The organism is Pseudonocardia asaccharolytica DSM 44247 = NBRC 16224, from assembly GCF_000423625.1.
Classification (GTDB): Bacteria; Actinomycetota; Actinomycetes; order Mycobacteriales; family Pseudonocardiaceae; genus Pseudonocardia; species Pseudonocardia asaccharolytica.
The window spans coordinates 300,298-314,412 of record NZ_AUII01000002.1; the positions used below are offsets into that span (position 1 = coordinate 300,298).

A 14,115-nucleotide genomic window follows, 5' to 3' on the forward strand; every position below is an offset into this window, starting at 1 on the left:
GCACGGCGACCGACCTACCTACCATGAGGCCATGTCTCGCCCGCTGCCCGTCGCGACCCCTGACGGGCAGCGGCTCGCGGTCTACGAGCACGGCGATCCGGCGGCGCCCACCGTGGTCGCCGTGCACGGCTATCCCGACGACCACACGGTCTGGGACGGCGTGGTCGCGGCGCTGCGCGAGACCCACCACGTGGTCACCTACGACGTCCGCGGCGCGGGTGCCTCCGCGACGCCGCCGACCCCGGCCGGCTACCGGCTCGACCGGCTCGTGGCCGATCTCGTCGCCGTCCTCGACGCTGTGAGCCCCGACCGGCCGGTGCACCTGCTCGGGCACGACTGGGGCGCCATCCAGGCCTGGCATGCGGTCACCGAGCCACGACTGCGCGCCCGGATCGCGTCCTACACCTCGATCTCCGGGCCCTGCCTCGACCACGTGGCCCACTGGTTGCGCCGGGCCCGGCGGCGCGACCGGATCCGGCAGACGGCCGCATCCTGGTACATCGGGTTCTTCCGGGTTCCGGTGCTCGCCGAGCTGGCCTGGCGCTCGGGGGTGCTCGGCGCCGTGCTGGCCCGCCGGGCGGGCGGCCCGCGACCCTCGGCACGCGACGGGATCAACGGCCTGTGGCTGTACCGGGAGAACATCCCGGCCCGGCTCGCCACCCCCGAGCAGCGCCGGACCTCGGTCCCGGTGCAGGTGCTGGCCCCGACCGCCGACCGGTACGTCACGGTGCCGATGCAGACGCAGATCGAGCCGTTCGTCGCGGACCTGCGGGTGCGCCGGATCCCCGGCGGGCACTGGCTGCCCCGTACCCATCCGGACGTCGTCGCGCGCTGCGTCCGGGAGCTCGCCGCGCATGCCGAGGGCGGGCCGGAGGCCCCGGCGCTGCGCCGGGCCCGGGCGGGCCGGGGTCGCTGGGCCGACCGGCTCGTCGTCGTCACGGGGGCCGGCAGCGGCATCGGCAGGGCCACCGCGCTGGCCTTCGCCCAGCGTGGCGCCCTGGTCGTCGTCGCGGACCGCGACCGGGCGTCGGCGCAGGACACGGCCGAGCGCGCGGGCGGCGTCGCCTACCAGGTCGACGTGTCCGACGGCCCGGCCATGGCGGGGTTCGCGAAACACGTCGCGACCGAGCACGGGGTGCCGGACGTCGTGGTCAACAACGCGGGCATCGGGATGGCCGGACCGTTCGCCGAGACGACCGCCGACGAGTGGCAGCGGATCATCGACGTCAACCTGTGGGGCGTCATCCACGGCTGCCGGGAGTTCGGCGCGCAGCTGCGCGCGCACGGCGAGGGCGGCCATCTCGTCAACGTCGCCTCGGCAGCCGCGTACCTGCCGCTGCCGGCGCTCCCGGCCTACGCGACCACGAAGTCGGCGGTGCTGACCCTCTCGCAGTGCCTGCGTGCCGAGCTCGCGCCCCACGGCATCGGCGTGACCGCGGTGTGCCCGGGCTTCGTGCACACCAACATCACCGCGACCACCCGGTTCGTCGGAGTCGACGAGGTCACCGAACGCCGGTTGCAGCGGTCCGCGACCGCGGCCTACCGGCGGCGCAACTACCGGCCCGAACGGGTCGCCGCGCATCTCGTGCGGGCCGTCGAACGCGATATCGCGCTCGCCCCGGTGACGGCCGAGGCGCACATCGGGCTGGTGGCGTCGCGGCTGACTCCGGGGCTGCTGCGTTCGCTGGCCCGCCGCACGGTCCGCCCGGACCGGGACGGTTCGCCGCGTCGGGGTCAGTAGCGCCAGCGCAATCCCGCGAGGACGTCGTCGAGATCGCGGCCCTCGGCCGCGGCGGCATCCGAACGGCGCACCGCGAGAAACGCACCGAGCAGCTCCTTGCCCAGCACCTCGGCCAACCGGGGGTTCCCGCTGAGCGCGGCCTCGTGTTCGGTGGGTGTGCTCGGCAGCGAGGCGATCCCGCGTTCGGCCCGCTGCTCGACGGTCCATGTGCCGGGATCGGACTGGACCGGCGGTTCCAGTGTCAACCCCTCGGTCACCCCGGCGGCACCGGCGGCGAGGATCGCGGCCACCGCCAGATAGGGATTGGCCGACGCATCGGACGTCTTGAACTCCACGTTCGCGTGATCGGCGCCCAGCAGCGTCGACCCCGGGACGTAGCGCAGCGGCGCCTCCCGGTTCTCCACGCCCCAGAAGGCGTAGGCCCCGGCGAAGAACCCGGGCCGCAACCGGGCCAGCGAGCCGAGCGTCGGCGCGCTGATGGCGGCGACCGCGGGAAGGTCCCGCAGCAGGCCCGCGATGTACGCGGCGCCCTCGGTGCCCGGTCCCTCCGGCCCGCCGGTCAGCAGGTTCGCCCCGTTGCGCCACAGCGAGCTGTGCACGTGCCAGCCGTTGCCCGCCGCGGTCGTGGCAGGCAACGGGGCGAAGCTGAGCCGCAGCCCGTGCGCGCGCGCTGCGGCGCGCAACGTCTGCCGGGCGAGCAGTTGCTGATCGGCCGCGGTGAGCGGGTCGGTCGCGACCAGGGACAGTTCGACCTGGGCCGGTCCGTACTCGGCGTGCAGCTGGCTGATCCGCAGCCCGTTACCGGCGAAGTCGCGCAGCACCGCGGCGATGAACTCGTCGATCGCGATCAGCGCGTGCGGGCTGTAGGCCGGACCGGAATGGGCGGGCACCGGCGGGTCGGCGCGGTCGCCGAGGTAGACGCCGAACTCCAGTTCATAGCCCACCAGCGCGCTGAGCCCGGTGTCGGCGAGCCGGTCGACCTGCCGTTCCAGGACGCTGCGCTGGTCGTAGGGCCATGGGCCGCCGTCGGCGTCGACCTGCCGCCCGGGCGCCCAGGCCAGCGCGGGCTGTCCGATCAGCCGGACCAGACCGTCGAGCACGGGTAGCAGACGGACGTCGCCGGAGGGGGTGGCCAGCCCCTCATGGGCGTAGGTGATCACATCGGCGCTGTCGAACACCGCGAACAGCGAGGTCACCCCCACGCCCTGCACCGCGACGTCGGGCAGCGCGGCCGCTGGCACCGTGCGCGAGCGGGGGATACCGTTGTTGTCCGCCCAGCTGATCGTCACCCCGGTAACGCCCGCGGCGGTCAGATCGCGTGCCAGCGATTCTGCCTTGCGCCGCAGTTCCTGCGTGTTCGATGCCATGGCTGCCTCCGTCTACTCCGGAGTTTTCGGTCGTGGTCCAGCATGGAACGGCACCGGGCCGGCCGGAAGGCCCCGTGAGCGCGCAGTACCGCTGGAACGAGCATCCCCGCTCACGGGCGCGGAAGCGCGCAGATAACGTCAGCCCATGCTGGTCGAGCGCATGGGCGCCTTCACCTCGACGATCTTTGCTGAGATCACTCAGCTCGCGGTGCGCACCGGGGCGATCAACCTGGGCCAGGGCTTTCCCGACACTGACGGCCCGCCGTCGCTGCTGGCCGACGCCGCCGCGGCGATCGCGGCCGGGGCGAACCAGTACCCGCCAGGACCGGGCACGCCGGAGCTGCGCTCCGCGGTCGCCGAGCACCAGCGCCGGTTCTACGGCCTCGAGGTCGACCCGGACGACGTGCTCGTGACCGTGGGTGCCACCGAGGCCATCGCCTCCGCGGTGTTGGCGCTGTGCGAGCCCGGCGACGAGGTCGTCACCTTCGAGCCCTACTACGACTCCTACGCCGCGGTGATCGCGCTGGCCGGGGCCGCGCGCCGGACCGTGCCGCTACGCGCCCCGGCCTTCGGGTTCGACGACGACGAGCTGCGCGCGGCGTTCTCCGCCCGTACCCGGATGGTGCTGCTCAACAGTCCACACAACCCCACCGGCGCGGTGTTCTCCCGGCCGCAGCTCGCGCGGATCGGGGAGCTGGCGGCCGAGCACGGCGCCGTCGTCGTCGCCGACGAGGTGTACGAGCACATGGTCTTCGACGGCAAGGCGCACCTGCCGATGGCGACCCTGCCCGGAATGGCCGAACGCACCCTGACCGTCTCCTCGGCGGGCAAGACGTTCTCGGTGACCGGGTGGAAGATCGGCTGGGTGCACGGGCCGGCCCAGCTGGTGGCGGCGGTGCGGGCGGTCAAACAGTTCCTCACGTTCACCGCCGGGGCGCCGTTCCAGCCCGCGGTCGCCGGCGCGCTCGCGCTGCCGAATGCCTTCTACGCGGGTCTCACCGCGTCGTTGCAGGCCAAGCGTGACCTCCTCGTCGAGGGCCTGCGCGCCGCGGGGTTCACGGTGTTCCGGCCGTCGGGCACCTACTTCATCGTCGCCGACGGTGCCCCGCTCGGTTTCGATGACGGGGCCAAGCTCGCCCGGGCGCTCCCCGAGCTGTGCGGGGTGGCGGCCGTCCCGGTGTCGGTGTTCGCCGACTCACCCGCGGGTCTCGAGGCGACCCGCTCGCTCGTGCGGTTCGCGTTCTGCAAGCGCGACGCGGTGCTGGCCGCGGCGGCCGAGCGGCTCGCGGGCCTGCGGCTGAGGGCCGGCTGAGAGCCAGGTCCACCGCTCATCCGGTACCAGCCGCTCGGCGGCTGGCGCCGACGCCGCGACAGCGGTAGGAGGAGCGGAATGAGGCCTGTCTTCGACGGTCATCACCACCATCATCACCACCACGGCTTCGACGGTCCCGTCTTTGGTGACGGTTCCGGACTGCACCAGCTGTTCGGCTGGCTGCCGGTGCTGCCCGGAGCGCTGCTGGCCCTGGCGGTCGTGCTGTTACTGCTGCGCGGTCTCGCGGCCGCCCCGGGAGGGTCCGCCGATGGGCCGCGGCAGGCACTCGACCCGATCCGGACACGCTGGCGTGCCGCGGCCCGAGCCTATGCGGCCACCGCCCGCGAGTTCGCCGCCTACGAGTGCGACCCCGGCGCGGTGCTGCGCCGTCCGGAGCTCGCTGATGTCAGCCGTCCGGCCACTGGCCGGTTCGTGGATGCGTTCGCCGAGGCCGGTGCCCTGGCCACCGACGACTATCCCGGCGCGGGACATGCGCAGCGGTTCATCGACGCGGCGGAGCGGGCGCAGCGGGCGTGGCAGGCCGCCCAGGAGGCCGCCGAGCGGGCCCGGACCGCGCGCTTCGCGCCGGGCGAGCGCGCGCTGCTCGACCAGGTCACGGCGCTGCTCGCGGTGGCGGGCGACACCGAGCACGAGGACGAGCGGCGCAGCGCCTACCAGCGTGCCCGCCACAGGCTCGTCGAACTGGAGCGCAGGACCGGCTGGCGGTTGCCGCGGCAGGCATCCGGCGTGCTCGAACGGGGGGCCCGCGGGATGCTCACCCAGCGCCCTGCGTAGTCCCGGCGCCCTGCGAGGTCTCAGCGCCCTTCGAACGCGGCGGGCCGTTTCTCGACGAACGCCGCCCGCCCCTCGGCGCAGTCGCGCGTCGAACCGTGCCGTTGCTGCAGGGTGCCCGAGGTGGTCCACAGCGTCCTCACAGCCGCCGCCACGCAGAGTGACGGGCATGTCCGCTCCCACTCTCACATCTGGTCCGTGCCGGCCCTCGGGGTCTTCGGCCGCGGCGGTCTTGCCGGCGCCGATCTGGGTGGGCCAGATCGACGGCCGGGGCCCGATCTCGGCACTGTGTGTCGATGCGCGGTTCTCGGCCGCGCGGCTGCTGGTCACCATCGACGGGGTTCCGGTCGGTCAGGTCATCGTGCCCCTTTCCGGAGGCCGGGCGGCCACCGACGTCGTACGGGCCGCGATCCGCGACCAGCTCGGGCGCGCGCTCGACGTGGGCGTGCCCCCGCTTCCGGCGGTGACCGGCCCGCTCACCGTGGTCATCGCGACGCGCGGCCGGCCGGACAGCCTGGTCCGGTGCGTGCGCAGCGTGCTGCGCAGTGACCATGCGCGGCTGCGGGTGCTGGTCGTGGACAACGATCCGGAGGACGACCGGACCGCCGCCGCGGTGCGGCGGCTGGCCGATCCGCGGGTGGAGTACGTGCGCGAGACCCGCCGGGGAACGTCGGTCGGGCGCAACCGTGGGCTGCGGGAGGCGAGGGTGCGCGGCGAGAAGTGCGTCGCGTTCATCGACGACGACGTGGAGGTGGATCCGGCGTGGGCGGGCCGCATGGTGGCGGCGTTGTCCGAGCCCGGGGTGGCCGGCGTGGGCGGGCCGGTGCTGGCGGCTCGGCTCGACACCGTGGCGCAGCTGCGCGCCGAGGAGGCGCTCGGCTGGCAGAAGGGGTTCTCGCGGCGCCGGTTCTCGCTGGCGGAACCCCCGCCGGACTCGGCGGTGTTCCCGTTCTCGCCGGGTCTGTTCGGGGTGGGCGCGAACCTGGCGGTGAACGCGGTGGTGGCCGGCGAGCTCGGCGGGTTCGACGCCGCGCTGGGCCCGGGAACGGGAACGTGCGGCGGCGAGGACTGTGAGTTCATGATCCGCCTGGTGCTGGCAGGGCACGTGCTGCGCTACGAACCGTCGGCCTATGTGTGGCATCACCACCGGCCCTCGCTGGAGGAGCTGGACGATCAGCTGCACGGGTATGCCGTCGGGCTCGGCGGGCTGCTCACGAAGATCATGGTGGATCCGGTGGGCCGGTCCGCGGCGCTGCGCCGGATCCCGGCCGCGCTGCGCAGGCTGCGTCAGATCCAGTCCCGGGAGGTCGCCGCCGAGGTGCCCCGGGCGTCCCGCCTGCGCAGGCTGCGGGCCCTGGTCTCCGGACCGGTCGCCTATCTGCGCGCCCGGCGCGCCGTCCGGCGCGCGGGCGGGGCGGTCCCGCAGCTACTCGAGCCCACCGACCGTTCGACGGACTGAGCCGGACGATCGAGCGTTTGGGGTGGTGCGAGTCAGTGCGCTGCGGTCAGGTGACCGGCGAGGGCGGCGTGCCGGGCGGCGCTGGGCTCGTTCATGCCGGTGATCGTGACGGTGGTGCCGCGGGCCCGGTATTTCGTGGTGACCGCGTCGAGGGCGGCGACGGTGGAGGCGTCCCAGATGTGTGCGGCGGACAGGTCGATGATGACCTCGGCGGGGTCGCCCGCGTAGTCGAAGGCGAAGACGAGGTCGTTGCTGGAGGCGAAGAACAACTGGCCGCTGACCCGGTAGATCTTCGTGCCGCCGTCCGGGTCGAGCACCCCGGTGACCTCGACGAGGTGCGCGACCCGGCGGGCGAACAGCACGATCGCGACCAGCACCCCGACGCCCACCCCGTAGGCGAGGTTGTGCGTGGCGACGGTGACCGCGACGGTGCTGACCATCACCGCGGTCTCGCTGCGCGGCATCCGCCGCAGCGTGGCTGGCCGGACGCTGTGCCAGTCGAACGTGCCGGCCGCCACCATGATCATGACACCGACCAGCGCGGCCATCGGGATCAGCGCCACCACCGGCCCGAGCGCGACGACCAGCACGAGCAGGAACACCCCGGCCAGGAAGGTCGAGAGCCGGGTGCGGGCGCCACCCACCTTCACGTTGATCATGGTTTGGCCGATCATCGCGCAGCCGCCCATCCCGCCGAACAGGCCGGTGACGATGTTGGCGACGCCTTGGCCCCAGGACTCCCGGGTCTTGTCGGAGTGGGTGTCGGTGATGTCGTCGACGAGCTTCGCGGTCATCAGCGACTCGAGCAGCCCGACCAACGCCAACGCGAGCGCGTAGGGCGCGATGATCCGCAGCGTCTCCAGGGTGAGCGGAACGGCCGGCAGGCCGAGCACCGGGAGGCTGTCGGGCAGGGCGCCCTGGTCCCCGACGGTCGGCACCGCCACGCCGGCGAGGATGGTGAACGCGGTCAGCGCGACGATTGCCACCAGCGGGGCCGGTACCACGCGGGTCAACCGGGGCAGCCCGACGATGATCGCGAGAGCGGCTGCGAGCAGTGCGTAGACCGTCCACGGCACGCCGATCAGATGCGGAAGCTGGGACGCGAAGATCAGAATCGCCAGTGCGTTGACGAATCCGATCATCACGCTACGCGGCAGGAACCGCATCAGTCGGGCCACCCCGCCCGCGGCGAGCACGATCTGCAGCACCCCGCCCAGGATCACCGCGGCGATCAGGTACTCCACCCCGTGCTCGCGGGCCAGCGGCGCGACCACGAGCGCGATCGCCCCGGTGGCGGCGGAGATCATCGCCTTGCGCCCGCCGGTGACCGCGATCGTCAGGGCCATCGTGAACGACGCGAACAGCCCGATCCGGGGATCGACTCCGGCGATGATGGAGAACGCCACCGCCTCGGGGATCAGCGCGAGCGCCACCATGAGGCCGGCCAGCACCTCCGTGCGCAGAACCCGCGGGGCGAACCAGGCCGGACGGGCCCGCCGGACCGTCAGAACGTCAGGAAGAGACATTGCTTTCTTTCGCCGAGGGACACGAGGAGCCACACGCGCTGGGGGCTCCGGGCCTCAGGAAACCTAGCCTCACGAGAGGAGAGGTTTGGCGGAGGTGTGATCTTCCGAACAGGATTGCTGGCCTGCGCTCGGGTGAACCGCCCGGGATACCGACCGGCTGTGCCAGTTGGTCCAGCAGCACATGCGACCCTTACGTGAGAGTAGGATTTGGTTCTGTGGCAGTGACCAATGACCCCGGAGCCGTTCCGGTGACCCGGATCGAGGTCCTCGATTTCGTCGCCGAGGCCTTCGACACTGTCCCCGCACGGCCGCACACCCTCGTCGAGGTTGCCGTTCGGAATGGCGCCCGCGACGCGGTGATCGCCGTGCTGGGGCGGTTACCCGATGTCGAACTGCGGGAGCCGCAGCAGTTGTGGGACTACCTGAGCGAGGTTCCGGAATCGCTACCGCAGCGCCGCTGAGCCGGTTCCGTCCTCGCTGCGCCGCCTGGACGATCGTCGCTTGCTGCTTGCGGCCAGCGACTTCAGCTCCTGCGACAGCGTCTCCGAACCCTGGATCTGCGCCCGCAGCGCCTCGATGCGGCTGTCTGCCGCGGCACGGAACATCGCCAGCTTGCCCAGCAGGTCCCCCGTCCGCTCCGGATCCTCATGGTCGTTGCGCACCGCGTCCACCGTGGCCAGCAGTTCGCGCATCTGCTCGAGCGTGAAGTCGAGGGGCTTGAGCGTCTTGATCAGGGCGAGCCGCTCCACGTCGGCCTCGGTGTAGAGCCGGAACCCCTGCCCGGAGCAGCGGAACGCTATCCGGCTCAGGGGTCCTCCCGGCGAGGCAGGTGCGACAGCTTACGCAGGGTGGCCGGGGTGCGCTCCGGTGAGTCCAGGCGGTGGGAGTTGCTCGCCTGCTCGGTGGCGGTCACGAGCACGTCGAGCGAGAGGCCGAGCACGTCGGCCAGCGACGAGACGGTGAAGAACGCCGGGGTGGGGATCCGTCCGGTCTCGATCTTGCGCAGGGTTTCGGCGGAGATCCCGGCCGCGCCTGCGACGTCGAGCAGGCTGCGTCCGGCCCGCGCCTGGCGCAGCAGCCTGCCGAGGCGTTCGCCCCGCGCGCGGTCAGCGGGGGTCAGCGGTTCACGCACCATAGGAGTGATAATAATACCGGTATTATTATCGGGAAGCTGTGCATGATCCATCGGGGAAGGTGCGCATGATCGAGTTGAAGACACCGGGCGAACTGGACGCCATGGCCGCGGCCGGGAGGGTCGTCGCCCGGACCCTCGCGGCGCTGCGCGACCACGCCCGGCACGGAATGCGCCTGCGCGAGCTCAACGAACTGGCGGCCGGCCTGATTCGCGAGGCCGGCGCGAAACCGACGTTCCTCGGATACCATCCCCGTTTCGCGCCGACCCCGTATCCCGCGGTGATCTGCGCGAGCCGCAATGACGCCGTTGTGCACGGCATCCCCGGCCGGGAACGGCTGGGCCTGGGTGACCTGCTCAGCATCGACCTTGCCGTGCACCTCGACGGCTGGTGCGCCGACTCGGCGATCAGCTTCGTCGTCGGCGGCAACGGCGACGCCGCCAAGGTTGACCTCGCCCTCATCGACGCGACCGAGCGGGCGCTGCAGGCAGGTATCGATGCCGCCCGTCCCGGGCGGCGGCTCGGCGACGTCGGAGCCGCGATCTCCGCCGTCGCGCGAGGTGCCGGGTTCGGCATGCTGGCCGGTCACGGTGGGCACGGCATCGGCCGGGCCATGCACGAGGCGCCTCACGTACCCAACGAGGGCTGCCCGGGACACGGCCTGCTGCTGCGTCCGGGCCTGACCTTCGCCATCGAGCCGATGCTCATCGCCGGCGGTGTCGACGACTATCGGCACGACCCCGACGGCTGGACGCTGCGGACCGCGGACGGCAGCCGGGCCGCGCACGCCGAGCACACGATCGGGATCGCCGAGGACGGGCCGCGGGTCCTGACCGCGCCCTGAGCCGCAGGTCCTTGTCCTGGACGCGGCCAAGGTCCGCGCCCTCTACGAGACCACCCTGTATCTGGACCCGGCCGAGGCCACCGCGGTCGCCGAACGCGTGCTGCACCGCGCGGGCGGGCAGAGCCTGGCCCAGCTGCGCGCCGCGCTGCGCCGGGCGATCATCGCGGTCGACCCGGACGGGGCCGCGAACCGCCACCGCCGCGCCCGGCGTGACCGGCGGGTCGCCGTGTCCCCCCGCGAGGACGGCATGGCCTCGCTGTGGGTGCTGCTGTCCGCCCCGGACGCAGACGACGGCCCACCCCGCTTTCTGACCACCGAAAGGGGCACGACGGGAGCGGCGGGGCCGGGAAGGCGCGACGCCCCGGGGGAGTCGCACAACCCAGTGCCGCCTTGCGCGGCTCCCGAGGGCCTACTGGCCCTCGAACCGGGACGCTCCGTCCGGCAGGATGCGGAGCATGTCGGACGTCATCCCGTTCAGCAGCCACACCGCCGAGGCGATCGCCACGGCCCGCCAGCATTCGGTGGGCGATCTGTTGCGCCGTACCGCGCTGCGCTATCCGGACAAGCTGGCGGTGGTGGCTGGCGAGCGGCGGATGAGCTTCGCCGAGTTCGACGCCGCGGTCAACCGGGCCGCGCACGCGCTGAGCGCGCGCGGGCTGGGCAAGGGCGACCGGCTGGCGCTGCTGAGCCACAACAGCTGGCAGTTCGCGGTGCTGGCCTTCGCCACGGCCAAGCTGGGTGTGGTGCTGGTGCCGGTGAACTTCATGCTGGGCGCCGAGGAGATCGCCTACATCCTGACCCACTCCGGGGCCTCGGGAATCGTCACCGAGGACGCGCTGGCCCCGACCGCGGCCAAGGCGCTGGCCTCGGCCGGGCTGGCCGGCGGGGTGCGGGGCTGGATCGGGCTGTCCGGATCGGCGACGCCGGCCGCGGGCTGGGAGGACGTGGATGACTGGATCGACGGCCCCGGCGAGGCCGGCGAGCCGGGGGTGGCGGTCGGCGACGACGATCCGCTGCGACTGATGTACACCTCCGGCACCGAGTCGCGGCCCAAGGGGGTGATGCTGTCCAGTCGCTCGCTCATCGGCCAGTACGTGAGCTGCACGATCGACGGCGGGATGAGCGGCGACGACGTCGAGGTGCATTCGCTGCCGATGTATCACTGCGCGCAGCTGGACTGCTTCTTCTCCGTCGACGTCTACCTGGGCGCGACCAGCGTCATCCTGCCCGGACCCGACCCGGCCACGCTGCTGGCGACCATCGAGCGCGAGCAGGTCACCAAGCTGTTCTGCCCGCCGACGGTGTGGATCTCGCTGCTGCGTCACCCCGACTTCGACCGCCGCGACCTGTCCAGCCTGCGCAAGGGCTACTACGGGGCCTCGCCGATGCCGGTGGAGGTGCTGCGCGAGATGCGGCAGCGGCTGCCGGAGGTGGCGCTGTGGAACTTCTACGGGCAGACCGAGATGGCACCGCTGGCCACGATCCTGCGCCCGCACGAGCAGCTGTCGTACGCCGGGTCAGCGGGCCGGGCGGCGCTCAACGTCGAGACCCGGCTGGTCGACGACGAGGACAACCCGGTGCCGCCGGGGGAGGTCGGGGAGATCGTGCACCGGTCCCCGCACGCCGCGCTGGGCTACTACAACGACGAGGCCAAGACGGCCGCGGCGTTCCGGGGTGGCTGGTTCCACTCCGGCGATCTGGGGGTCATGACCGCGGACGGCTACCTCTCGGTGGTCGACCGGAAGAAGGACATGATCAAGACCGGGGGGGAGAACGTCGCCAGCCGCGAGGTCGAGGAGGCGCTCTACCTGTTGGAGGGGGTGGCCGAGGTCGCGGTGTTCGGGATCCCCCACCCGCACTGGATCGAGGCGGTGACCGCGGTGGTGGTGCCGAAGCCGGGGGCCGGGCTGTCCGTCGAGCGGGTCCACGCGCACGCCCGCGAGCACCTGGCCGGCTACAAGCGGCCCAAGTACGTGGTGCTCGTCGACGCGCTGCCGAAGAACCCCAGCGGCAAGATCCTCAAGCGGGACCTGCGGGCCCAGCACGCCGACCTCGCCGCGGACCGCTGACCGGCCGGTCTATTCCTCGCACAGGTCGATGCCGTAGCGACGGATCTTCCGGTAGATCGTTGCCCGGGAGATCTGCAATGTCCGTGCGGCGTCGGCCTTGTCTCCGTCGGCCGCGCGGAGGCTGTTGATGATCGCGTCCCGTTCGAGCGACTCGAGCGGGGTGAGCAGCCTGCGGGCGACGGCCCGGCACCGCGGTGGGAGATCCTCGGGCTCGATCATGCCGCCCTGGCAGCGTCTGGCCGCGGTGGTGAGGGCGCCGAGCAGTTCGGCGACGTTCCCGGGCCACCGCCCCCGCAGCAGAATGTTGCGGGCCTGCGAGGAGCAGCGAAGGACGCCGCGCGGGCGGATCCGGCGGAGCAGCGCGCCGATGATCTCGTTGAGATCGTGGGTGCGTTGCCGCAGCGGCGGAACGGTCACCTCCCGGTGGAGCAGATCACGCAGCGGGTCCGGGAGCTGCGGCGTCTGGGCGGTGACGATCAGGCGCGGCGGCGCGTCGGGTCGGCCCGTCAACACGCTGCGCAGGAGGGCCGCCAGCGGCGGGGCCGACGTTTCGGGCAGCCGTTCGAGACGAGGCAGGATGACGGTTTCCCCGTCCGAGCCGAGGGCCTCGGCGACCGCGGAGAACCATTCGGTCGTCGTCGCGGCCTCGGTGTCGAAGATCCGAGTGAAGCTGCCCGGCCGGTGCAGGTGGTGGACGGCCTTGGCCAGGCTGAGCTTCCCCACCCCCGCCTCGCCGGTGAGCAGCAGCGGCTCCCCGGAGGCATGGGCCTCGATGACGTCCTCGCAGCATTTCCGCCACGCGGGGCTGGAGCCGGCGAGCCCCGACAGGACGAGGCTGCGCGAGCGGCGGCGCGGCGCGAGACCGATCACGGGCGCGATGAGGTCGACGGCCAGCACGCAGCCGGCGAGACGTCCCCCGCCGGTCCGGGCGGGAGTGCAGTCGACGTGAACCTCGGTACCGTCGCTGAGCTCGGCGCTCAGCCGCTGCGGCCGGCCGCTGGCGATGGCCTCGGCCGCCTGGTCGAGCAACCGGGTCTGGTCGTCGACGCTCAGCATGGTGCGGGCGGCCTGGTTCATCATCATGACGTCGTTGTTCGTGGCGAGAACCGGGCGATCGGTGTGTTGGCAGACCGTCGTGTAGTGGCGCAACAGGGCCAGCTCGCGCCGCCCGGAGGCGACCAGTAGCGCGTCCTCGATCTGGTACGCGGTGTTCGTCGCGAGCGTGCGGAGCATGACCGACGCGTCGGGGTTCCAGCAGGTCAGGTCGAGGACCCCGACCGTGGTTCGGGTGATCGGGTGGTGGATCGGCGCTCCGAAGCAGGCCAGCTGGTCGAGCCCCGCCGCGAAATGCTCGGTGCCGAAGACGCCGAGCGCCGTGTTCTGGGTGAGCGCGGTGCCGATACCGTTGGTCCCGACGTCCTGCTCGGCGTAGCTGAAACCGGGCGCGAGGCTGACCGAGTCGAGATGCCGCTCGAGGACGGCGTCGTCGACCGACCGGCTCAGCACCACCCCGGCGGGGTCGGTCAGGATGATGCTGACCGGTTCGTCGGCCAGCAGGTCACGCAGGTGCTCGAGGATCGGCGTGGCGCTCTGGACCAGCGGCATCTCCAGGTTGGGGCTTCCGGCGTACCGCACCGCGACCCGGTCCGCGGCCACGCTCGACGCCATCGACCGCCGCCAGGACTCCAGGATCGAGGCGCGCACCGCGGCGGTGTCGACATCGTCCAGCGCGAGGAATCCCTCGCGCGCCGCCGCGACCAGCCGCTGCGGCCCTGCGTGGTGAGGTCGGGGATGCGACATCGCTCTCCTACCGGGTCGGTTGCCGCGACCAGTCTGGGCCACGCCCGCCGCGGGTGTCTCGCCTCGGACCTG

12 protein-coding genes and 1 pseudogene are annotated in these 14,115 nt (G+C 72.6%); 8 read left to right on the top strand and 5 right to left on the bottom strand.

What is annotated here, in order from left to right; genetic code table 11:
- Positions 1–31 precede the first annotated feature (31 nt).
- Entirely contained in the window at positions 32–1,741 is a 1,710-nt protein-coding gene (locus G567_RS0103555) for an SDR family oxidoreductase (RefSeq protein ID WP_028928885.1), read from the top strand.
- On the opposite strand, the gene G567_RS0103560 is transcribed toward G567_RS0103555, so the two are convergent.
- Positions 1,735–3,108 (bottom strand): type I glutamate--ammonia ligase, encoded by a 1,374-nt coding sequence (locus G567_RS0103560; protein ID WP_147200970.1) that lies wholly within the window; start codon positions 3,106–3,108, stop codon positions 1,735–1,737. The two genes, G567_RS0103555 and G567_RS0103560, sit on opposite strands and share 7 nt — an antisense overlap.
- Before the next feature lie 145 nt (positions 3,109–3,253).
- On the opposite strand from G567_RS0103560, the gene G567_RS0103565 reads away from it, so the two are divergent.
- The 3 genes from G567_RS0103565 (at position 3,254) to G567_RS32755 (ending at position 6,671) form a co-directional block, all read left to right on the top strand.
- The gene (locus tag G567_RS0103565) at positions 3,254–4,420 is read left to right on the top strand and encodes a pyridoxal phosphate-dependent aminotransferase (RefSeq protein ID WP_028928887.1); all 1,167 of its coding nucleotides are present in this window, start codon (positions 3,254–3,256) and stop codon (positions 4,418–4,420) included.
- A gap of 78 nt (positions 4,421–4,498) precedes the next feature.
- A complete protein-coding gene (locus G567_RS33870; RefSeq protein ID WP_028928888.1) occupies positions 4,499–5,215 on the top strand; it encodes a hypothetical protein in 717 nt (238 codons plus the stop codon).
- 247 nt (positions 5,216–5,462) lie between these two features.
- Complete coding sequence (locus G567_RS32755; RefSeq protein ID WP_051232198.1) at positions 5,463–6,671, top strand: glycosyltransferase family 2 protein; 1,209 nt, start codon at positions 5,463–5,465, stop codon at positions 6,669–6,671.
- A gap of 32 nt (positions 6,672–6,703) precedes the next feature.
- On the opposite strand, the gene G567_RS0103585 is transcribed toward G567_RS32755, so the two are convergent.
- Positions 6,704–8,197, bottom strand: a complete 1,494-nt coding sequence (locus G567_RS0103585) for a SulP family inorganic anion transporter (RefSeq protein ID WP_028928889.1) — start codon at positions 8,195–8,197, stop codon at positions 6,704–6,706.
- A gap of 215 nt (positions 8,198–8,412) precedes the next feature.
- Here G567_RS0103585 and G567_RS34735 point away from each other — a divergent pair, with 215 nt between their 5' ends.
- Positions 8,413–8,658, top strand: coding sequence for a DUF2795 domain-containing protein (locus G567_RS34735; RefSeq protein WP_161631664.1), 246 nt, complete (start codon positions 8,413–8,415; stop codon positions 8,656–8,658).
- Here the strand turns inward: G567_RS34735 and G567_RS26600 are convergent.
- On the bottom strand, positions 8,641–8,946 hold the full coding sequence (locus tag G567_RS26600; protein ID WP_051232199.1) for a MerR family DNA-binding protein: 306 nt from the start codon (positions 8,944–8,946) through the stop codon (positions 8,641–8,643). The two genes, G567_RS34735 and G567_RS26600, sit on opposite strands and share 18 nt — an antisense overlap.
- Positions 8,947–9,002: 56 nt before the next feature.
- A complete protein-coding gene (locus G567_RS26605) occupies positions 9,003–9,332 on the bottom strand; it encodes a helix-turn-helix domain-containing protein (protein WP_051232202.1) in 330 nt (109 codons plus the stop codon).
- A 65-nt stretch (positions 9,333–9,397) separates the two neighbouring features.
- Between G567_RS26605 and map the strand changes: the two genes are divergently transcribed.
- The 3 genes and pseudogenes from map (at position 9,398) to G567_RS0103610 (ending at position 12,243) form a co-directional block, all read left to right on the top strand.
- Positions 9,398–10,174 (top strand): type I methionyl aminopeptidase, encoded by a 777-nt coding sequence (map, locus tag G567_RS0103605; RefSeq protein WP_028928891.1) that lies wholly within the window; start codon positions 9,398–9,400, stop codon positions 10,172–10,174.
- Positions 10,175–10,271: 97 nt separating this feature from the next.
- A pseudogene (locus tag G567_RS37020) lies at positions 10,272–10,448 on the top strand (DUF222 domain-containing protein); the annotation flags it as partial.
- Between the two features lie 181 nt (positions 10,449–10,629).
- Positions 10,630–12,243: an acyl-CoA synthetase gene (locus G567_RS0103610; protein WP_028928892.1), complete on the top strand. Its 1,614-nt coding sequence runs from the start codon at positions 10,630–10,632 to the stop codon at positions 12,241–12,243.
- Between the two features lie 9 nt (positions 12,244–12,252).
- On the opposite strand, the gene G567_RS0103615 is transcribed toward G567_RS0103610, so the two are convergent.
- Positions 12,253–14,043, bottom strand: coding sequence for a sigma-54-dependent Fis family transcriptional regulator (locus G567_RS0103615; RefSeq protein WP_051232204.1), 1,791 nt, complete (start codon positions 14,041–14,043; stop codon positions 12,253–12,255).
- Positions 14,044–14,115: the final 72 nt, after the last annotated feature.